The sequence below is a fragment of the Janthinobacterium lyxosi genome (assembly GCF_051380665.1).
Classification (GTDB): Bacteria; Pseudomonadota; Gammaproteobacteria; order Burkholderiales; family Burkholderiaceae_D; genus Janthinobacterium.
This window is the reverse complement of the sequence record NZ_JBNYXM010000052.1, coordinates 1-18,790: the sequence shown is the minus strand read 5'-3', so window position 1 is coordinate 18,790 and position 18,790 is coordinate 1. Positions and strand designations below refer to the sequence as shown.

At 58.1% G+C, this 18,790-nt stretch carries 32 protein-coding genes; 13 read left to right on the top strand and 19 right to left on the bottom strand.

Going from position 1 to position 18,790, the window contains the following annotated elements; all coding sequences use genetic code 11:
* Positions 1-185: 185 nt before the first annotated feature.
* Complete coding sequence (locus ACQ4WP_RS28085; RefSeq protein ID WP_436526436.1) at positions 186-1,274, top strand: toxin-antitoxin system YwqK family antitoxin; 1,089 nt, start codon at positions 186-188, stop codon at positions 1,272-1,274.
* Positions 1,275-1,592: 318 nt separating this feature from the next.
* Here the strand turns inward: ACQ4WP_RS28085 and ACQ4WP_RS28080 are convergent, their stop codons facing one another.
* From ACQ4WP_RS28080 to ACQ4WP_RS28045, 8 genes are read right to left on the bottom strand one after another with little or no spacing between them, the layout of a single operon-like run.
* A complete protein-coding gene (locus ACQ4WP_RS28080) occupies positions 1,593-1,892 on the bottom strand; it encodes a DUF1064 domain-containing protein (RefSeq protein WP_436526434.1) in 300 nt (99 codons plus the stop codon).
* A 44-nt stretch (positions 1,893-1,936) separates the two neighbouring features.
* Positions 1,937-2,296: a hypothetical protein gene (locus ACQ4WP_RS28075; protein WP_436526432.1), complete on the bottom strand. Its 360-nt coding sequence runs from the start codon at positions 2,294-2,296 to the stop codon at positions 1,937-1,939.
* 36 nt (positions 2,297-2,332) lie between these two features.
* Positions 2,333-3,181, bottom strand: coding sequence for an ATP-binding protein (locus ACQ4WP_RS28070; protein WP_436526430.1), 849 nt, complete (start codon positions 3,179-3,181; stop codon positions 2,333-2,335).
* The gene (locus ACQ4WP_RS28065) at positions 3,168-4,124 is read right to left on the bottom strand and encodes a YdaU family protein (protein WP_436526428.1); all 957 of its coding nucleotides are present in this window, start codon (positions 4,122-4,124) and stop codon (positions 3,168-3,170) included. Before ACQ4WP_RS28065 ends, ACQ4WP_RS28070 begins: the two co-directional genes overlap by 14 nt.
* Positions 4,121-4,528 (bottom strand): hypothetical protein, encoded by a 408-nt coding sequence (locus tag ACQ4WP_RS28060; protein WP_436526426.1) that lies wholly within the window; start codon positions 4,526-4,528, stop codon positions 4,121-4,123. Before ACQ4WP_RS28060 ends, ACQ4WP_RS28065 begins: the two co-directional genes overlap by 4 nt.
* Positions 4,525-5,160 (bottom strand): HNH endonuclease, encoded by a 636-nt coding sequence (locus ACQ4WP_RS28055; protein WP_436526424.1) that lies wholly within the window; start codon positions 5,158-5,160, stop codon positions 4,525-4,527. The genes ACQ4WP_RS28060 and ACQ4WP_RS28055 overlap by 4 nt, the downstream gene beginning before the upstream one ends.
* Entirely contained in the window at positions 5,157-6,395 is a 1,239-nt protein-coding gene (locus tag ACQ4WP_RS28050; protein WP_436526422.1) for a DNA-methyltransferase, read from the bottom strand. Before ACQ4WP_RS28050 ends, ACQ4WP_RS28055 begins: the two co-directional genes overlap by 4 nt.
* An 11-nt stretch (positions 6,396-6,406) precedes the next feature.
* The gene (locus ACQ4WP_RS28045; RefSeq protein WP_436526420.1) at positions 6,407-6,856 is read right to left on the bottom strand and encodes a nuclease domain-containing protein; all 450 of its coding nucleotides are present in this window, start codon (positions 6,854-6,856) and stop codon (positions 6,407-6,409) included.
* A 30-nt stretch (positions 6,857-6,886) separates the two neighbouring features.
* On the opposite strand from ACQ4WP_RS28045, the gene ACQ4WP_RS28040 reads away from it, so the two are divergent.
* The gene (locus ACQ4WP_RS28040; RefSeq protein ID WP_436526418.1) at positions 6,887-7,216 is read left to right on the top strand and encodes a hypothetical protein; all 330 of its coding nucleotides are present in this window, start codon (positions 6,887-6,889) and stop codon (positions 7,214-7,216) included.
* 126 nt (positions 7,217-7,342) lie between these two features.
* Here ACQ4WP_RS28040 and ACQ4WP_RS28035 read toward each other — a convergent pair whose 3' ends face one another.
* Entirely contained in the window at positions 7,343-8,335 is a 993-nt protein-coding gene (locus tag ACQ4WP_RS28035; protein WP_436526416.1) for a phosphoadenosine phosphosulfate reductase domain-containing protein, read from the bottom strand.
* Positions 8,336-8,403: 68 nt separating this feature from the next.
* On the opposite strand from ACQ4WP_RS28035, the gene ACQ4WP_RS28030 reads away from it, so the two are divergent.
* A complete protein-coding gene (locus ACQ4WP_RS28030) occupies positions 8,404-9,051 on the top strand; it encodes a hypothetical protein (RefSeq protein ID WP_436526414.1) in 648 nt (215 codons plus the stop codon).
* 10 nt (positions 9,052-9,061) lie between these two features.
* On the opposite strand, the gene ACQ4WP_RS28025 is transcribed toward ACQ4WP_RS28030, so the two are convergent.
* Entirely contained in the window at positions 9,062-9,487 is a 426-nt protein-coding gene (locus ACQ4WP_RS28025; protein ID WP_436526412.1) for a hypothetical protein, read from the bottom strand.
* 36 nt (positions 9,488-9,523) lie between these two features.
* Between ACQ4WP_RS28025 and ACQ4WP_RS28020 the strand changes: the two genes are divergently transcribed.
* The gene (locus ACQ4WP_RS28020) at positions 9,524-9,715 is read left to right on the top strand and encodes a hypothetical protein (protein WP_436526410.1); all 192 of its coding nucleotides are present in this window, start codon (positions 9,524-9,526) and stop codon (positions 9,713-9,715) included.
* An 11-nt stretch (positions 9,716-9,726) separates the two neighbouring features.
* On the opposite strand, the gene ACQ4WP_RS28015 is transcribed toward ACQ4WP_RS28020, so the two are convergent.
* From ACQ4WP_RS28015 to ACQ4WP_RS27975, 9 genes are all read right to left on the bottom strand, one after another.
* Entirely contained in the window at positions 9,727-11,466 is a 1,740-nt protein-coding gene (locus ACQ4WP_RS28015; protein ID WP_436526408.1) for a DNA cytosine methyltransferase, read from the bottom strand.
* Complete coding sequence (locus ACQ4WP_RS28010; RefSeq protein ID WP_436526406.1) at positions 11,463-11,936, bottom strand: ArsR family transcriptional regulator; 474 nt, start codon at positions 11,934-11,936, stop codon at positions 11,463-11,465. The genes ACQ4WP_RS28015 and ACQ4WP_RS28010 overlap by 4 nt, the downstream gene beginning before the upstream one ends.
* Positions 11,933-12,244 carry a hypothetical protein gene (locus tag ACQ4WP_RS28005; RefSeq protein ID WP_436526404.1) on the bottom strand — a complete coding sequence of 104 codons (312 nt, stop codon included), beginning with the start codon at positions 12,242-12,244 and terminating at the stop codon, positions 11,933-11,935. The genes ACQ4WP_RS28010 and ACQ4WP_RS28005 overlap by 4 nt, the downstream gene beginning before the upstream one ends.
* Positions 12,241-12,903, bottom strand: a complete 663-nt coding sequence (locus tag ACQ4WP_RS28000; protein WP_436526402.1) for a phage antirepressor KilAC domain-containing protein — start codon at positions 12,901-12,903, stop codon at positions 12,241-12,243. The genes ACQ4WP_RS28005 and ACQ4WP_RS28000 overlap by 4 nt, the downstream gene beginning before the upstream one ends.
* A gap of 86 nt (positions 12,904-12,989) precedes the next feature.
* On the bottom strand, positions 12,990-13,172 hold the full coding sequence (locus ACQ4WP_RS27995; protein ID WP_436526400.1) for a hypothetical protein: 183 nt from the start codon (positions 13,170-13,172) through the stop codon (positions 12,990-12,992).
* Positions 13,169-13,444 carry a hypothetical protein gene (locus ACQ4WP_RS27990; RefSeq protein WP_436526398.1) on the bottom strand — a complete coding sequence of 92 codons (276 nt, stop codon included), beginning with the start codon at positions 13,442-13,444 and terminating at the stop codon, positions 13,169-13,171. The genes ACQ4WP_RS27995 and ACQ4WP_RS27990 overlap by 4 nt, the downstream gene beginning before the upstream one ends.
* A 76-nt stretch (positions 13,445-13,520) precedes the next feature.
* Entirely contained in the window at positions 13,521-13,736 is a 216-nt protein-coding gene (locus ACQ4WP_RS27985) for a hypothetical protein (protein WP_436526396.1), read from the bottom strand.
* A 17-nt stretch (positions 13,737-13,753) separates the two neighbouring features.
* Entirely contained in the window at positions 13,754-14,044 is a 291-nt protein-coding gene (locus ACQ4WP_RS27980) for a hypothetical protein (RefSeq protein WP_436508265.1), read from the bottom strand.
* Between the two features lie 204 nt (positions 14,045-14,248).
* The gene (locus tag ACQ4WP_RS27975; protein WP_436526394.1) at positions 14,249-14,599 is read right to left on the bottom strand and encodes a transcriptional regulator; all 351 of its coding nucleotides are present in this window, start codon (positions 14,597-14,599) and stop codon (positions 14,249-14,251) included.
* Between the two features lie 79 nt (positions 14,600-14,678).
* Here ACQ4WP_RS27975 and ACQ4WP_RS27970 point away from each other — a divergent pair, with 79 nt between their 5' ends.
* From ACQ4WP_RS27970 to ACQ4WP_RS27930, 9 genes are all read left to right on the top strand, one after another.
* On the top strand, positions 14,679-15,368 hold the full coding sequence (locus ACQ4WP_RS27970; RefSeq protein ID WP_165829470.1) for a S24 family peptidase: 690 nt from the start codon (positions 14,679-14,681) through the stop codon (positions 15,366-15,368).
* Positions 15,369-15,845, top strand: coding sequence for a hypothetical protein (locus ACQ4WP_RS27965; protein WP_436526392.1), 477 nt, complete (start codon positions 15,369-15,371; stop codon positions 15,843-15,845).
* Positions 15,846-15,914: 69 nt separating this feature from the next.
* Positions 15,915-16,208 carry a hypothetical protein gene (locus ACQ4WP_RS27960; protein ID WP_436526390.1) on the top strand — a complete coding sequence of 98 codons (294 nt, stop codon included), beginning with the start codon at positions 15,915-15,917 and terminating at the stop codon, positions 16,206-16,208.
* Positions 16,198-16,878, top strand: a complete 681-nt coding sequence (locus ACQ4WP_RS27955; protein ID WP_436526388.1) for a hypothetical protein — start codon at positions 16,198-16,200, stop codon at positions 16,876-16,878. Before ACQ4WP_RS27960 ends, ACQ4WP_RS27955 begins: the two co-directional genes overlap by 11 nt.
* 85 nt (positions 16,879-16,963) lie before the next feature.
* The gene (locus ACQ4WP_RS27950; RefSeq protein ID WP_436526386.1) at positions 16,964-17,242 is read left to right on the top strand and encodes a hypothetical protein; all 279 of its coding nucleotides are present in this window, start codon (positions 16,964-16,966) and stop codon (positions 17,240-17,242) included.
* A gap of 249 nt (positions 17,243-17,491) precedes the next feature.
* A complete protein-coding gene (locus ACQ4WP_RS27945) occupies positions 17,492-17,743 on the top strand; it encodes a hypothetical protein (protein WP_436526384.1) in 252 nt (83 codons plus the stop codon).
* A 127-nt stretch (positions 17,744-17,870) separates the two neighbouring features.
* Positions 17,871-18,050 (top strand): hypothetical protein, encoded by a 180-nt coding sequence (locus ACQ4WP_RS27940; protein ID WP_436526382.1) that lies wholly within the window; start codon positions 17,871-17,873, stop codon positions 18,048-18,050.
* 212 nt (positions 18,051-18,262) lie between these two features.
* Positions 18,263-18,403: a hypothetical protein gene (locus ACQ4WP_RS27935; protein WP_436526380.1), complete on the top strand. Its 141-nt coding sequence runs from the start codon at positions 18,263-18,265 to the stop codon at positions 18,401-18,403.
* Complete coding sequence (locus ACQ4WP_RS27930) at positions 18,400-18,633, top strand: hypothetical protein (RefSeq protein WP_070313268.1); 234 nt, start codon at positions 18,400-18,402, stop codon at positions 18,631-18,633. The genes ACQ4WP_RS27935 and ACQ4WP_RS27930 overlap by 4 nt, the downstream gene beginning before the upstream one ends.
* The last annotated feature ends 157 nt before the right edge of the window (positions 18,634-18,790 follow it).

Sequence of the window (18,790 nt, the reverse complement as noted above, 5' to 3'; positions counted from 1 at the left end):
CAATATCCCGCAGCGCGCCTTACACCACCAGACACCCATCCAGGCGCTCAAAGAGTGGCAGGCAAAGAAGCCGGATTTATTTGTTAAACGCGTTTATAACCAAGCGGGTCTTGACACCTACTCCGCGTTTAAATACAAAACACCATAAACTTGCAATATTCACAACCAAATCAAAGGAGTTTATTTTGAAAAGAAAATATATTAAGAACATCATGCTTACAGCTGGCATGGTTTTCTCAGCCACATTCCTGCAGGCATGCGGAAATAAAGTGGACTGCAACAACAGTGATGTTAAGGAAGACGTTATAACTATCATAAAAGAACAACTTGAAAAATCACTATGGTATCGTGAAATGAGAATGGGTATTGCCGAAAAAACCACCCTCGTCGATATAAAAACTTTATCGCATAACGAAAATTTGAAGCAAAGTCGATGCAGTGGAACCTACAACTACACTTACAATGGCAAGCCGCGCCAAGCAAACGTAGAATATGAGCTTGCTTATCTCGAAGACTCCGGAAAAGTGGAAACCAAAGCTAATGTTACTGAAGTTCAGTCGGCTTTACTACGTGTCGCAATGACTGAAATGCCCATAAAAAACGGAGTGGAAAAATTATACGACAGCAATGGAAAACTTGATCGCAAGCTGTTATGGAAAGATGGAAAGCTTGATGGAGAGCAGGTCTTTTACTACCCAGAAAATGGCAATATTCGTGGAACACAAATGGTAGTCAACGGCATTAAATCTGGATCTGAAAAAGGTTGGGCGAAAGATGGCACCACTTTACTTATCGACCTTAAATGGGCAGATGGAAAAGCAAATGGTTTTCTGAAAAGCGTGAATGATGATGGAAAACTGATTACCGATCTTGTTTTCAAAGATGGCAAAGAAACAGGTTTCCAGACAGTCCGTTCATCTTTCGCTTACGATGAGTACGTCTTTAAAGATGGCTTACTGAACGGAAAGCATCGTAAATTTTCAGATTTCGGGCAAAAGGAGCCTCAAATAGAATTGGAAGAAGATTATGTTAATGGAAAATTAAATGGCTTGGTCTACACATACTACCATGGAGAACTGGACAAGAAACAACTTTACAAAGATGGCGTAGAAGTGGTAAGCGCGTTGGAAAATACTAATACTGAAAGCGCCAAAAGTAGCATTGACAGTTGCGTAACGAAGAAAGTAGCTGCGTTCCGAAAAGAGAACGGTGAAGAATCCTTAATTAACAATGACGTTGTCGAAGAGTGGGAACAGGAATGCACTAAGACCTGATAAATCCAAGAAAATTAGTTAGCGGTAGGGGCGGCATTAAGTACGCTCTTCAGTGATCAGAGTTCCGTTGTTCTCTCGCGGAACTTTTTGTAATGGCCCGCTTTTAGGCCATGAACTACTCCATATTCGGAAAATGGCTGGAGATAACCCAGAAATTATGGCGGCATTGCTATAACATTTAGGACATGCCGCCACTATTGCCGGAGCTAACCGTCAAAGATGCCGGTTTGGAGTGTGATCTATTCGACCCTGTCGATGTGACGTATGCCCAGCGACAGGGCGACGGACTTCGTCACGTAGTGCTTACGCCCCCTCCGTTCAGAACACCTCAACTTTCCATCCGCCACCCACCTTCTTCGGCAGCGCCTGGACGGCAATGAAGCGCAGCGGGTACATGTCTGCCGCGATCTTGATTTTCGCGCGGGCATCGTCTTGCCAGAAACCCTTCACTTCGTGCGCCTCCAGCGCGCCGTCGGTCAGCTGCACGGCAAAATCCGGCGTATAGAAAGTGTTGTCGGCCAGGCGGAATTTCAGGCCTTCGAACTTGCACCAGGCCACCTCGCCGGCTGCCTTGCGCAGCTCCAGCGTCTGCGCGTACGCGGCCTCGGTCTTGTTCATGGTGCCAACCTTGAGGCGGCCGAGCGCCTGCAAGCCACGGGCCATCATGCGCTGCCCACCAGCTCGGCGACGGCGCGCACCACGGCCGCACGTGCCGCAGCATCGGGCGTACTGAAGTCAGCCAGCAGCACGGGGAACTCCTCGTACATATCGTTTCGGTTGATGCTCGCAACCACATCCCGTCCGCCATACGTCCACTCCAAATCGACGCGGTATTCAACTACCAGCGGGCCAGCCGCCGACCAGTCGCCCATCCAGTCCGGCACCATGGCTTGGCCGCGACTTGCGGCGGCGCCCGCCGGCGGCGTGCCGACCAGGGCGCCACCTACCTCAGTGATGTTGGACCAGCCAAGCAGCTCGGCCAGGCGTTTGTTTGCTGCGATTCTATTTTCTTGATTTTTCATTTTGAGCCTTTTAAGCCGTTTTTTCTGATGGGTACGTCACTTCGTAGCGGCCATACCCCTTGCGCAGTGCGGCGGCACCTCTGGCAAATCCTGAGCAGCATTCGCAGCCTGGACGCTCGGGCGTTTCCCCCTGTGCGACTCCCAATCGAAGACAACCAGCCTGCCGCCGCCCTCGCGCAATCGGTCAAACGCGCGCTCGCCCAGGAACTGCTCCAGGCCGGCGGCGTCCAGGTTGCTGATGACGATGGTCGGGCGTGCCGCCTCGTAACGGCCGTTGATGATTTCGAACAGGATCAGCTTCTCGGTGTCGCTGCCGTGCTGCACGCCCACCTCGTCGAGGATCAGCAGGTCTGGGTCGACCAGGTCGCGGATGGCCTGCGCCTCGGTGCGCCCGGCGCCTTTGCCGTAGGTTTCTTTGACGGATCGCACCGCGCGCATCACCGACGTGAACACAGCCTGGCGGCCGTGGCCCATGATGTGGTGGGCGATTCCCACGGCCAAGTGCGTCTTGCCGGTACCGACATCCCCAGCGAAGATCAGGCAGGCGCCAGTGGCCCGTGCATCTTCGAAGTTCTCGGCGTACCGGGTGGCCACGGCCAGCGCGCGCTCGGCGCCTGGGCAGTCCGGCCGGTACGATTCGAGGCGGCGATCAGCAAAGCGCTCGGGAATAGCGGCACGGCCGAGCTTTGCGCTCCATTCGCGCGCCTTGAGCTCCTGGCGCCATGCGGCGCGCTGCTCGGCCTCGCGCACCTGGTCCTCGACGTTCATGCAATCCGGGCAGCCGGACCAGGCGCCGCGAATCAGCATGGCCGTGTACTCGCCGTGCATCGGGCACCGCTCGATCTGCGCGCTGGCGTAGCGCTTCTTGCCTTCAAAAGGTGCCATCTGCCCCAACGCCCTTGTGGTAATCCTGCTTGCCAAAGTTTCCATGCTGTGCCGTCTTTCCGCCCAAAGGCGTTCGTTTCATCGTCAGTTGATCCCACTTCTCGCGCAACTTTGCCGGCGATAGGATGTTCGAGCACCAGAACGCATCTCCCTGGGCCCATTGGAAAAGCTCGCAGATTTCCGCGTGGGTGCGCTTGTCCCGCTCGCGCAGCAGACGCACGTCATCGGCCCAGGTGTCGAGGTTCGGCTGCCTGGCGGCGGCATTGTTCGCCAGCACCCGGCCGAACAGCCAACGTGCGCACTTCTCGTCGTCAGCGCTGTGCTTGCGCTTCTCCCTGGCTTCCTTGATATCGACCACAGGAACCGTTGGAATCGCCGCGTCGGGGATTTTCTCCGACAAGGTTTTATATATTGGTGATTGGGTATTGGGTATTGGTGTTTGGGTAGCCGTTGCAGGCGTTGCAGGTGCCGTTGCAGGTAGCGTTTCAGGTTCAGGGCTTTTCTGGGCCTGCAACGCACCCGCCATCGCCCGGAGTTCCTTGATTCCGATGTTCCAGGCAGCGTGCTGCCCAGCAGCCGTAAGCTGCGCAAACAGGGCTGCACGCTCGTCCCTATGCCGCCTCATGCGTGTTTCCTCGTTCGCTTTCTTTGCCTCTCGCTCTGGCTCGCCGGCCTGGAATGCGAAGATAATTTCGTCGCACGTTTTGTGGTGCCAGCCATCGGCAGCTAGAGAAAAAAACTCTTTGAGAACGACGTCAACCGCTTTTTTTTCTTCGCGGCTGCGTGCGCGGACGACACGTTTTATTTCCTCAGCGTCCGGATCGAGTGGCATTTCCTTGTCGAGGTAGCGTCGAATCATGCGGCAATAGATTCCGTCCTCGCAGGCGGAAAGGTGCGAGGTATTCTTGTCGTAGTCGCCAATATGGTGCTCAAAGTAGTTCAAGGTCGAGCCTCCTGCGCGCGCACCGCGCCGAACAGGGCAGCCACCAGCGGATCGCCCACGGCGCCCGCCTTACGGATCCAGTACTTGCTGCGCCAGCGCGCCTTCATGGAGTCCCAGCGGCCGTCCTGCTTGGCCTTGGCCTCAAAGCGCAGGCGCGTCTGGCGCTTGGTCAGGTGCTGCAGCTTGCAGGGAGCGTCTGGCAAGTCGCCGACGGCATACACGGCCATGGCGGCGCCAGCGCGCGGGTGCGGCTTCCATCTGGCGATATGGATCTTGCGATCGGCATGCAGCTGGCCCACCCACTTCAGCACGGACGCCTGGCTGACACCGGACCGGATGACGATCTCGGCCTTGGTGCCGGGCATCGCGCCCAGCACGAATTCACTAAAATTTGCGCGCGTCATGCTTCACGCTCCGCAAGGAAGGCGCGCTGCTCATTTTCGTTGCTATGCACCCAGTAGTGGCACGGCCGGCAAAGTAGGACCAGGTTGCCGACGACTGCGCGCTGCTCCCGCACGGCGAAGGAAATCACATGATGGATATGAAAAGTGGGCGTGCTGGCGCGGTCGACCGTGCGCCAATCCAGCTTGCAGCGCTGGCAGCACGCGTCTTCACGGCGCCAAACAGCCTTGGCGGCCGCCTTCCATTCACGCGTGCGATAGAACTCTTGGCGTTCCGGCGTGACGCCGCCCTTCCAGTTTGGGTTTTGGTCAGCCGGCACCGTGTGCAGCCAGTGCTTGCCGTCGCGCAAGTAAGGCTTGCGCCCTTTCGACCCGATGGCGATCAGTGCTCGGCTCGCGGCGCTGTGCTTTGTGCCGGAAAAGCTGCGTGGATCACCGCCACGAACGAACCACTGCGCCGAGTCGCTGCCACGCGGCCGGGTAGGGATGCCGGCGCGCTTCAGCCAATAACGGACGGTCTTGGCGTCGCGCTGATAGAGCTTGGCGATATCGGGGCAGCCAAGGCGCTGGGCGGTGTAAAGCTCCGCCAGGTGCTCGTCCGTGGGGCGGGCGATCGTTGATTGCGTTTTGCTCATACTATTTCCATTTCGAATATTGTGATTTGTCGCGGATCGATCTCAGGAGCGAGCTGCTCGTCAACTGCGGTAGCCGGCGCTGCTGGCGCCCCGACCATCACATGCACATCAGCGAGCAAAGTAGAATCTTCCTGGATGCGTTTACGCGCGATCTCGGCGTAGGCTGGATTCAGCTCGATGCCGATGCAGTCGCACTGAAGCCGGTCGGCTACAAGGCCGGTCGTGCCGGCGCCGAAGAACGGATCCAGCACCGTGCCGCCAGGCGGGCAGCCAGCGCGAATGCAAATCTCTGGCAATTCAGGCGGGAACGTGGCGAAGTGGGCTTCGGCGAAGGAATGCGTCGCCATGGTCCAGACGCTGCGCTTATTCCTGGTTGCGGGGATCTCTGCGGTTTCACGCCAGCCTGGCCCGCGCCCCAGTCGCGCGCTGGCGTCGGCGTCGATCATGTCGGCCGGCGCGATCGCCAGTCGGTCTTTCGTGAAATTGCCGATCAACTCGGTATGCTTGCGGTTGGTGCCGGTTGCCCAGCCTGCCGGGATACTGGTGGCGCGCGGCTTTTTGACCTTGTCAAAACCATGCCCGAAACCTACGCCATTGTTGCGCGCAGTGCGTTTCTGCGGTTTTTGGCCCGGCACATCGTAGTCCTTCGTGCCAAAGCTGTTGCGTGGGTGGTCTGCTGCGCCGACGGCAGGTTCCCTGATGGCCTCGGCATCGTAGAAATATTTCTCGCTTTTCGTCGGCAGGAAAATGTATTCGTGGCTCTTGGTGCAGCGGTCCCGCACCGACTCGGGCATCGGATTTGGCTTGCTCCAAACGATGTCCTGGCGCACCCACCATCCGGCGTCTTGCAGTGCGATGGCCAGGCGGTGCGGCATCATGCAAAGATCCTTGTGCTTGAAGCCTAGGGGAATGCTGCTCGAACGGCGCGCATGCGCCGTGCGCACAGCCACGTGCGGGTTGTTGCCCTTGTGGCCGCCAGCGCCCGCTGGTCCGTTTGGCTTGCTGGCATAGCTGTCGCCCATATTGATCCAGCAGGTGCCGTCAGCACGTAGCACGCGGCGCACCTCGTTGAAAACGTCGACCATCACCTCGATAAATTCCGCCGGTGTCGACTCCAGGCCGATCTGGCCGTCAACGCCGTAGTCACGCAATCCCCAATATGGCGGGCTGGTGACGACGCAATGCACGGATTCGGCCGGCAGCGCGCGCAGCTGCTCACGCACGTCGCCAATCATTATTGTTACAGTCATAAGAGCCCCTCAGCTTTCAGGATTTCGTGTGTGCGGCCAATGGCCGCGCGAAAGGCAGCCTCCAGGCCGGTCAGAGACAGATCCGCCGGGCGCGGGCGCCGACCATCGAGTACGTCGTGGCAGGCGCTGCAGCCGAACGCGGCAGCGGTGTCAGGCGCCTTCAGGCCCATACCCTTCCCGTCCGCCAGGAAGTTCGAATGGCACAGCACGGTGGTGTCAGGGTCGAAGTTGCAGACGGCCAGGCGCAGCGTGCAGTCCTGTCCGCGCGCGGCGCGCCGGATTGGTGTCGAGCGTGGTCCTTTGGTCTTTAAGCCGGCCTTGCGCTTCGGCGCCGTGCGCTGGTGCGACTGCACGGAAAGCATGCCGGTGCTGGGCATGGGCGAGGTGCGCTTGAATGGCGTGGGCACCAAGGGTTTGCCTGCTTTCATGGGTGAGCGGCGCATCATGCTAGGATTCTCACTTTTTCAAGGGATTTCATGAGCGACCCCAGAATGCATCCTATGTGGGGCGTGTGCGACCAGATCGGTTTAGCCGAGGCCAGGCACCGCCTATTCACTGAAAACCACGTGGCGACGAGGCAAATTATTGTGGCTTGGATTGACTCGGCCGAACGCGAAGAGCGCCTGCTGTCGGAACAACGCCAGCACGCCCTTAACGAAAGGAATGTAAGCGCTGCAGAAGCCTCAGCGGCTTCGGCGGCCAAATCCGAAAAGACTTCGGCAGCATCAGCAAGGGCTTCGATTTTCGCGGCCGCGATCTCCTTCTTCGCTCTACTGGTGGCCGCTGCCGCATATTTCAAATCGTAGATCACAGTTCAGCCTCCGAAAACAGACGCGGATGCACAGAGCCATTGAGATAAACGGTGTCCCTGATGGGCGTTGCGATCGGTTCGTCATGGTCGACACACCATTTTTCGTTAGATATCTTCATAGTCATTCGCATAATCCGTAAGCAGAGCTGCACGCCGTCGGCTCGTCCAACGCTGTGAGCAGCGAAAATTGTTTGCCGCCGCGGCTAGTCTTCGACCACTCGACCACTGATTCGATGGTCGAGGCCTGGCCCGAGTGCGCCTTAGTGCCCATATGGAAGAACGACACAGGTGAGCGCGGCCGGCACACCTCGGATACAAGGGCTTCCCATTCGGCGATTCGGGCGATGTGCTCAGGGAACCGGCGCGACACCTCGTGCAACTCCCCTTTACTGCAGTTAATGCAAGGCATGCATCCGACGCGCGACATCCCTTGCTTGTAGAGTGGATTCGGCTCGATGCTGGCCAGCCGATGGGCCTCGAACACGTCACCGACGTTCCAACGCAAGATCGGGCGGTAAGTGAATAGACCTCCACCCAACACCTCGAAGTGCTTGACGCATGCACCAGTGCCTTGCAGCCTCTCGCGGCGCGACTGGCTTTCATCGATCCGCACGCCTTGCCAAGACCAGACAGCATCGCATTCACGATCGATCAATTCCATGGCGAACTCCGTCAATGGCTTGGTCTTGAGGTATTCCGTGCAAAACTGCCGTTTGCGCGAGGGGAAGCCGCCACGCACCATGCAAAGGTCCAGGTACGGGTTTCCAGTTGGGTGAAGTAGCTCAAGGGCGCGCTGGGCGGCCTCGGCCGTCCAGTGGTACATGAACTTGCGTTTTCCATATACGGCAGATTCGAGTTCGCCGCCGGCGATGCGCGCCAGGTTGGCGCGCTTGGTGGCGAATTCATCGGCGAAATCAGCACGCACCACGTCGACCGTGATGCCCAGGGCAGCGGGCAAGTAGTCCAGCGCATATTCCAGCGTGTTCTCGTGCTCATTGCCGGTATCGGCCATGACAAAGCGGCAGGCGGCCTTGCCGTGCTGCTCTAGAGCGAGAATGGCGGTGGCAGTGCTGTCCTTACCGCCTGAAAGTGAAATCAAGTGGATCAGGCTCATGATAAAATTTCCTTTTGACAACACATCGCAGCTTGAGACATCTCGGCTAGATGCACACTGGAGAACAAATGATTGCCCATTGGAAGAAGGAACTCGCGCGATGGTACTTGGCGTTCCTTATTGTTATTCTCTTTACATTTATGATCGTTGCATTGTGCGCGGTACTTGAAGATCCGAAAAAAGGACTGGCCTCTGCCGAGGCCGCATCCTGGGTTCAAGCGATTGGCACAGTTGCAGCGCTGTTCGCTGCGTACATTCTGGGTGAGCGACAGGCGCAGCATGCTCTTCGTACCGCGACGGCTATTCAGGATCGCGAGCATGATCGAAAAAAAGCTGCATTCCTCGCAATCTGTCTGGTAGCGCGGGACAATGCCGACGGCATTGGACGTATCTTTTATACACAGCCTTATGATGGTTTCCGTCGACTTGCTGAGTATCAAGAGTCCGCTACGAATGACATTGTCAAAGCCCTTCGCGCAATTCCAGTGCATGATGTGGGAAGTGCAAGTGCCACTACTGCGCTGCTGAATATGACTCAAGATTTGTCGATGCTGACCATCCTGATCGAAGCTTTTGACGGCGGTATCGTGAGCATGACGAATAGCCAAAATGCCGAAATGATTTTTCAAGATACTCGGAATGAAATCGGCAGAAAAGTGGAGAAAATATCCCGGCATTACGAGACGCTCGAAGCCGAATTGGGTAAAAATGATTGAGTAACTCATCTCAATCCTCCACCGCGCGCTTGATGCCAGCGCCATCGAGGCCAGCCGCCTGGCAACCCAGGCGAGTGGCGTGGAAGTAGGTCATTTCGTTGGCGGCGCGGCCAGCCGTGGCCAGTCCGGCGGCCAATAGGCGCTGCATGGCCTCGTGCTGCTGGCCGCTGCCGGCGGCAAAATAGTTGCGATAGCCCCAGCGATTTTTCGGCTTCCCCTGCACGGCGCCCAGCATGTGCTGCAGCTTGGCGACGTCGCCAGGCAGGATTGCGACACGGACGGCCGCCAGCGCGCAGGCGGCGCATTTGCCGTGCTGCGCCAGCTGCTTGGCGGTGCTGGCCTTGCCGCAGGCGCATACCTTGCGGATTAGCGAATAGGCGGGCGCGGCTTGGTTCGCCAGGTGGTGGCGGGTAATTTGGGCTGGGTTCGTGATCATGCTAAGATTGCCTTTTGATAATTTAATGGGATCGGCATGCGCTTCGACGTTGATGAATTCCGAACTGCATACAAAGCGTGGAAGGCTGCGACTGAGCGATACGACGATCACATTGAGAAAATGATTGCGGGCAGCGCCACGATGGATGCGGAAATGCTGGCTATCATTGATGACCTCAAAATCAAGCACGCGGCATTTATGGCTGCCGGACAGCCGATGATTCGCTAGGTCACAGGGCGTCATGCTGTCCTCCCGGCAATCTCGCGCTCATGCGCGAAGTCGGCGCCCATGGCAGCATCAATCCGGTGGCCGATCCATGCGACGACGGGCACCGCAAACGAATTTCCGTGCGATTTGTACCGCGGCCCGTCAGCGGCCAGCAGCCACCAGTTACCGTCGATCTGTGCCCACATGCTCTCTGGACGCAATTTCGTCACGCGCTTGCGGGCGTATTTTTTGATGGGGATCGCGGTGTAGCCGTCAGGGAATCCCTGAAGCCGCTCGGTTTCGGTTGGGGTGAGGCGGCGCACGGCCATGCCATGAATGGCGACATTCGGACCCAGGGAGGTGTCACTGTTATCAAGTTGCTTGCCGTAGTTGCTGGTAACGCAACCAGCCACCTCCCGCGAGGCCGCCACAATCGACTGTCCTCGGCCCGTGCCATCTTCGGATGCATCGAATCCCTCAGCCTTGAGGCAATGGGTGACATCGCCGGTCACACAGGTGGCCACGTAGCAAGTCTGCTTCATACCAGGTTCGGCCGACAGTGCGCCAACGATCTGGCCATCGCCATTCATCAGACGCACTTCATCGCGACTGTTTTGCGCGAAGGCCACGGCCAACTGCCCACCCGCATTCGCATGGCTTGCGGCATGGCACATGGAGCGCATGGTCGGCGCCAGTTCAATGGTTGCGTCGGCACCGTGGTCTTTGCACGAGAAGGCGATCGCCTGCGCTTGCGTGGCGTTGACGGCGAGCGGGCCGCTGCGCTCAATCCACGAATCAGGGTCTTGCTGAGCGTTGAAGCCGATGACCGGCACCAGCAGCCCCGCCTCGGCATCCTGCTGCGTGGCGCTACCAGCGCTCTTTACGCCGCACGTCAGTGTGCCGGCGACAATCGGCGCCTCGTGGTTGCAAGTCAGCGTCGGGCTGCGGTCAATTGCTAGTTCCGCCCCCCCTGCCCGTGCGCTAAGCAATACAGAGGGCTGGAGCAGTCCGGGGGTACTGCCGCAATCAGGCTGTCCGCCACGGCGGCCAAGGCTCGATGTAATAGTTCCGGCAACGTCTTGCCCCGTTTCTCGGCGCGGCGCAGAATGCCCGCGCAGGCTTTGGCGCTCGAGAAGTATTGGGGCGCGACTGGACCAGTCTCCAGTATCGAGGACAGCGAACACGCGGCGGCGCCGCTGCGCCACTCCGAACCATTGCGCGTCCAGACATGCCCATTCGAGCAGTCCATTGTCGCCCAACGCACAGCCTTCCGTGCCCCAGCCGTTGACGGGGACTGCAACGTCGTCGAGTCCTGCCATGAATTCAACCACGCTTGCAAAGTCGCGGCCCTCGTTGCTGCTGTAGGCGCCGGGGACGTTTTCCCATAAAGCGAATCTGGCGCCGCAGTGCTTGCGAGCCCATTGGAAAATATTAATGGCGGTGAAAAACAGCCCGGATCGAGTAACAGTTCCATCTGCATTGAGAAGTCCTTTGCGTTTGCCGGCGACCGACATGTCTTGGCACGGCGAGCCGAACACCATCACATCGATGCGGCCGAGTGCGGCGATATCCGCCTCGGTGATTTTGGTGACGTCACCCAGGTTCGGGACGTCGGGATAGTGGTGCGCGAGAACGATGCTGGGGAACTTTTCAATCTCGGCCACGCCGACGCATTCCCAGCCGAGCGGCGCCCATGCAACCGTCGCCGCTTCTATACCGCTGAACAGGGACAGGTAACGGATTGGAGCTACCGGGAGCGCGTCGCGCTTCATGCCCGCACCTCCGCAGCCGGCCCGAACAGTGCCGCCACAAGCGGATCGCGCATCGCCGGGTAGCGGTTGATGCGGACTGCGAAGTGGGTATCGTCGGCCATGATATGGAAGCTACGGCCCGGCAGCGTAGGCAGCGCGCGCACCGGCGGCGCCGGGATGCGCGGCTGGTACTTGTGTTGCTCGATCCGCCTCAGAAACTCGCTCACGAGCAGCGGGTCGCTCGCCAGGCCGTAGCAGGCCTTGCCCGCGTACGTCGCAGTGGCGTCGACGTGGCGCGCCAGCACCATCACGCCAGCGGCGCGCAGGTCAGCGATGTACTTGCGACCGCCGGATGGCGACATTTTCAGATGCTCGCAGATATCGTCGATCTGCATTTCGCGTGTGGCGAGTTCCGCGATCAGGCTTTTGAGGTTGGCGGTGCGCTGCTCGGTCATGCTGGTGCAGCGCGTGCGCATGGATGGGGCGGTCATGGGCGCACCGCCTTGCGGCAAGCACTATCCAAGCGACCCTTGATCTTGCTCGCGGCGCGCTTCGCGGTCTGGTAGGCGGAATATTCTGCCGCAGTTTCCACCTTCAACTCGTCCCAGCCGGGCCCGCCCGGGTGAATTCGACCCTCGCCGCATTCGTATGCCTTGATCGCCTGGTGGTATGCCACCTTTGCGGCGCCTGTTGCGACCGATGCGCGGTGATGCGTCAGCGTCAATTCGCCGATGTTCGCCAATACGATCAGGCGTGCGAGACTCGCCTCTGCCGCTGCTTTATTTGCTTGAGCATTCACGATTCAGCGCCTCCGACTTTTGCATACTTGCGAACCAGGAAGACCTGGCCAGCGCCGGTCACCATGGCGGTGAACGTCGGATGCTCGACACCCTTGCTATCCTTGTACGGGCTTCCCTCGATGACGGTGAAATAGCCCTTGTCGATGTATTTCTGATACGGCATGCGGCTGCCCTCGATCAGAATATGATCCTCGCGCAGGCGCCTGAAAAGCTTGGTGCGCCCGATGCCGATCATCTTGCCCACCTTATCGATGTGGCAAACGCCATCAATGGCGCGGATTGTCTCGGCGAACAAAACCTTCGGCGCGTCACTGGTGATCTTGGCTGCTTGCTCTTCGATGATCTCGGCCTGCTCGGCGGCCAGGCGCAGCGCGGCGCTGAAAGTTGCAGGCGTCTTGATGGCTGGCACCGCGATAACCGCTTCCAATTCCATCCAGCGATCTACGATGCGGCCAGTGAACTCCGGCGACAGGCGCGCAACCAGGACGAGGGAATCGCGCTTGGTCAGCTGGTGCATTGGATACTCGCGGCCGCCAACTGTGGCGCGGTACTGGCATTCCACAGATTGTGTTATGCCCTGCGCAGCCAAGTCGCGGGCCGTGCGCAGCACCTGGTCGTGACGTTTGCTGGTCAACGCCGAAATTTCGACGCTGGTCATCAGCAAACCGCCTGGTGGTATAATCATTTCCATTCAGTACCTCATGTTGTTGTTTTACGGAAGCCCACCTGCGAAGTGGGCTTTTTTTATTGCTCGACCAGCAATTCGGCGAGCATTGCACCGTAGTGCGCCCGCGCGCGGACATGGCCAGGGTCCGGGTCGTGCGGCCGCACGTAATCAGGATTCGGCTCGACCTGTTCGTGCTGGTGCGCGCGCTGCTCGACCTGCGCCGGCGCGCCGCCTTCCGGCTGCATGGTCTTCCAAGTCAAACCGCCACCTCGCGCGTGGCTGGCAATGCGATGGCCTTCAGTTCGCGGATCGCGATATCGGTCACTTCGTGCATGCGGATCAAGATCGTGGCGCCGATGGGCAGGCGGCCATGGCGGATCTTGCTGATTACTGGTGGTGCTACTTCGAGAGCGCGCGACAGGGCGGCGTCATTCTTCAACTGCAACTTCGCTGTCACGGCGTCGAGCAACTTGATGTTGCCGGCGTGGTTATTGAGCGTGCTGGATGGCGATGTGGTTGTTGTTTGCGTCATGTCATGTTCCTATTTGATGGTGGATAAAGTGGCCGAATCCGGCCGTGTGATGCTGTAGCTGTCGGGTGCGGGTTCGTTATGGCGGCTCACGCTGCGGCACCTCGCATTTCTTCGCCACCCTGTCGGCGGCATCACGCCATTTCTGGCGCGCTTCCTTGTGCGCTGCCTTTGCGCTTGTCTCGCCCTCCCCGTCCTTGGCGCCCTGCAAGTCCTTCTCGGCCTGGCGGTAGATCATCGAGCGCTGGAAGACCAGCTCCTTTTCCTCGGCTGAGACCTCGGCTTGTTTATTCAATAGCTGCCTCCATGCCGTTAAACCCGCATCCGCACGACGCGCGGGACGACGCCAAAGCACGGGCGCGGTGCCGGCGAAATCTGGGCCCTGTTATTTATTGATTTGGGCCTAGCTCCACTGGAAAACGGCGGCGTATCATTCCGTTTCGGCCTGGCGTCCAGGTGATTGCGGATGATCACGATGGTGCATTCGTTCAGCACGTCGCTGACGGTCTTACGCATCGCAGTGCATGCGGCTTGCAAGGCATCTTTGTTGTCGTCAGTGATGTAGCCTTTGACGAGTGCGGTGCGTTTTTGCTTCTGTTTCATGGTTTTCTCCTGGTGGTCGGTGTAACAGGGTTTGAGTGCAACGAAATGCAGGTCGGTGCTTGGTGCTGAATTACGGTGGGCGCTCGCTTGCGGGCGATGCGCACTCTTCGAGAGACACTCCGCGAGGCAACTGGTGCGATTCGAATAGCGGGATGCGCACGAAGTCGTCTGTCGAACGAAATGGAGAAATGGGAATCAGGCGGCTCATAGCTTGGCGCCCACGTCGATGCCAACGGCGGCCCGCAGCGGCACGGTGTCGAAAATGGCGTTGGTAGTGGGCGGCTGGCGGCCGGCGTGGCCTGGCGCTGGAACCGGATCAGTGGCGCGGCGAGGTGTGGACGCAGCAGCCAAGTCAGGCCAAATCTTGTGCCAGTCGTCAGGGCGCAGATCTTTGCGGGAAACCTCCCCTGCGGTTGCCGTTTCGATAGCGAGGCAGTATTCGATGGGCACGCTGCGCAAGCGCCAATTGCCGAGCCGTGCGGAGCTGACGTCGATCTCCTTGGCCAAGGCTGAAAGGCCGCCGCACAACTGGATTGCTTTATCTAGTGGATTCATGAAGATCATATTACACGACTTGTGTATTTTGATCAAACATTTTGTGTAACACACTCTGTGAATGTTTAGCTATTCTTTGATGATGAACAAAAAGGCAAACAATATTCCTTGGGAGCGCATTGAAGCGCGACTGGTGGAACTCCAAAAAGACCAGCAATGGCTGCGCGAAACGCTGGGCATTGCACCCGCTGTATTGACGAACTGGAAATCACGGGGAGCGCCTGTTGGCAAAGCTGTGCCGGTGGCACGCGCCTTGGGTCTGACCACAGATCAGCTCTTGGGCCTCGACAGCTCATCCCATATTGCCGACGGCAGTCCCGTAACCGATGATGAAAGCATGGCCCCCTCCACGGTCGCCATTCGCATGGTGCCAGAGCATGTTCGCGCCGGAATTACGGGCTTCGGAGCAGATCACATATTCGAGGACGGCGGCCACTTCCATATCCCGCGCCTTTGGCTGGAAGAGCGAGACTTGGCACCAGGCGCATTGCTGGCAATCAAAGTTAGGGGCGACAGCATGCGACCGCTGATGTTCGAGGGGGACGTAGTTGTCGTGAACGTCACTGACAAGAATCGGGTGAACGGCAGCGTATTTGCGCTGAATTTCAAGGGAGAGCCGGTCGTGAAGCGCCTCAAATATGAGCGCCGCGAGTGGTATCTAACATCTGAAAATCCAGACTTCCCGCAAGAGCCTTGTCGCCCTGGTGATTGTGACGTCATCGGTCGCGTCGTGCGCTTCGAGGCGCGCAATTTCAAGGATCGGCTATAAATGAAGGTCTTGATATTCGTCCTCGGCGCAATGCTTGCGCCGGGGGCCCACGCTGAGACTTGGCAATGCACGAACGCAGCATCTGGACGCGCCTACACCGTGAGCCAGGCGGTGCCGGCCGACGCCTGCAAGCTGGTCAGCAGTACGAAGAATCCGCACTTCGCAGGCCCAGCGGTTAGCGAGCAGCCGGTTCCTGTATCCATGCGTAGGCCGCAGTCCTGCAACAAGATGGCAGCCCAAGAAGTCCAGTTAGGCATCCGAGAATTCGCAAAGTGGCACATCGAGGGCGATCACCTTGCCGTGCATTGGATCTACGCAATCGAGAAGCAGCCCGAGGCGAAACGCCTGCAGATGGTCACGACCTATGCATATATGGATGCGTGCTTGGGTGGCTCCGCACGGGAGATCATGTTCTACCGCAAGGGGAAGTTGATGGGGATTGCGTCTACACGCTCCGACATACGATTAATCAACTGAAAATCACCGATCAATTATGACAAATGCCTAACTTGCGCATGACTCGACAGTACTAAAAAAAGGATTAATATGCGGTGGGATCTTGCTGATTTTGATAATTATTTAAAGAGTAGCGGTGCAACTGATAAATGCCCGTTTTGCCCCAGTACAACTTGGGACGTTACCACGAAAAGTCTTGGAAGAACTGACCTTGATATTTTTACCGTTTCCAATGAATTATTGAATGGCGATGGAGTCAAGACGGGCCAAACTCTTGATTCTATTCCGTTCATCTGCTCAAATTGCGGATTCGTACGACTTGTTTCCTATAGTAAAATTAAGGATTGGAAGAAGAAGCAAGTGAAGGAAGAAGATGTCATTTAATGTTACGCCAATACGCCCTTCCGGTAGCGGCGATTCATCTGCCTTCAAACGAAGCGGCGTTGACAATAGTGGCGGGCCGCCGCATGATGGAGGCATGGATGCCCGAGTCGCCAAGCTTGAAGAGTTCGTAGTCGATGCGCACGAGCGCTTGATGAAGATCGAGACACGCCTGGAGCAAACAGCAAGCAAGACGGATGCGTACGAACTGCGTGGCAACATCAAAGACTTGGATGCCAAACTGAGCGCGGACATTCGTGCGCTAGGTGTGACTCAAACCACAAACAATACTATTCTTGCGGCGACCATTTCATCGGACATTAAAGATATCGCGGCGAAATTTGGCTCCGCGATCGAATCAGCTAACTCTAAGCAAGGTAGTGAGCTTGTCAAGGCGAAGGCTGACGTTGAGAGCCAAATAAACAGTGTGAAATGGGAGGCGAAGTCTTATACAGAGTCGGTTGCTAGCACTTTCAAATCAGATGTACAAAAGAACACTACCGACATCACCCGGTGGATGATCATCACGGTAGTCGGCTTGTTCATTGGTTTTGCCGGCCTGTTTTTCACTATGAGCAATTTCCTGAAGCCGTCTGCTTCTACAGCGAATCATGCACCGGTAGCAGCAGTATCCGCGCCAGTTGCCCCCTCAGCGCCCACCCCGTCTCCATAATCAAAGCCCGCTGCGCGCGGGCTTTTTAGTCTCATATAATTTCTGCTCACTTCCAACTTGGCAACATCCGACGCATAATGCATGCATGCAACTATGCGCCGCCATCATCAAGATCAAGCAAATCCAGATGGCCGTGGTCCAGGTCGAGCCAGAGCATACTTGGCCGTCCACTGGCCCGGCCGTGCTGCTCCATGCGCAACGGTTCTTCCCTACCCTACCTATTTTGCTGCTGTCGCCGCGCGTCGGCGGATTTTCCCGCAGCTACGCCACGTTCGATATCGCGCCACTGATCAGCCAGATCAACGCTGACGAAATCAAATGGCAGGCCTACCGGTCGCCACCGCCACCCGAACTACGCTTCTAAGCACCAACGCCAGCCTCGACGTTTCGAGGCTTTTTTTCGTCCGTCAAATCCTATCGTCTCCCGACACACAAAATAATTACACAAACTGTTTGCTATGAATACACAATATGTGTAATACTTCATTCATCGAAAGCAAACACAGGAGTACGACATGTCCCCAGCAGAACTGAAAGCCCTTGAAGCAGCCCTGGTTGCAGCCGGCGAAGTCATGCCGGTGGTGCACATCGAAACTGCGCGAGGCTAATCGCCATGAGCGCCCGCGACGCCCTGCCCGGCTTGTTCAATATCCCACCGGCGCGCGCAACGCTGCGCAAGTACAACGTATCGATCAAGTTTGAAGACGGAATTTTTGAAGCCACAGCCTGGGCAGGCAGCCCGAATCAGGCGCATGAGTTGGCACGAATAGATGCGCGAATGGCCTCCTGCACCGGCACGTTTTATGGTCGAGAGCTGGGCTGGACTGCAGAGCTGGCAAAGGTTCATCGGTCGCCCGCGCCGTAGTTCAAGGCGGGACAGGCCGGCGGGCCGGATAAATGCCCTGTGGGATCAGCATGCCCCGATTGATCTTCGTGAGGATCAGGCGCCCGGGGAAGCCCGGCGCCGCAACCAACCTTAAAGGAATTGCAGCATGTCGAATTTCAAAGAAAACCAGAAGGTGAATGTGAAGGGCACGAAAACCGACCCGTCGGCGCGCCCGGGCAAGTTCGTGAAGACGCACCCCGGCGCCCGCGGTGACTTCCTGGAAGTGTTGCTGGATGGCTCGACGCAAAGCCAGCGTTTCCGCCCTTCGCAGGTGTCGGCAGCCTGATTTCACCCCGGCCAGTCGCCCTGGCCCGTTTCGCCGGCGTAACCGGCGGCCAACAAGAGAGGCGTTTGCACTATGCAAGCGGGGCCGAGCCGAAAGCAAATCCCGCCGTCTGACCAAACGCCTCCCTTGTTGGCGGCCCACCAGCCGCAGGAATCACACGCCCGACGGATTTTTCCGGGCCGCCAGCAACCCATAAACAAGAGGAGCAGGACATGAGCTACATGATCACCATCCGCACCGGCCCGCGCGCCGAGGATATTGCGCATTTCGCCGCCATCGGCAACTTGGCCGCGCTGATCGATGCCGCCTACGACGACGGCGCCCTGGGCGTCACGGCAATGGTGCGCACATGATCGCCCTCTTCCACCGCCTGCTGGCCGCCCACCGCCATTACCAGGCGCAGCACCAGCACCGGATGAACAAGATGCGCCTGGCCGGCGTGCGCCGCGAGCTGGCCGGCCTCGAAGAAATGCGCAAGGAACTGATCACCGCGCAAATCGAAGCGCTGATCGACCTGGACGCATCCGCCGCGCGCGTGCAGCGCCTGGGCCGCGCCCACCGGGAGGCGCAGTGGACGTCGTAAGCCAAGCCGTGATGGACGTGACCAGTCAGGCCCTGCGCAACTGGCATGCCGGCCACGCCATCGTCTACGCCGTCCGCCTGGCGCTGTTGAAGGCAGAAATCATAAAACCAACAAGGAAAAAGTCATGAACGCAGTTACGCAAGAAAGCCGCACCGCC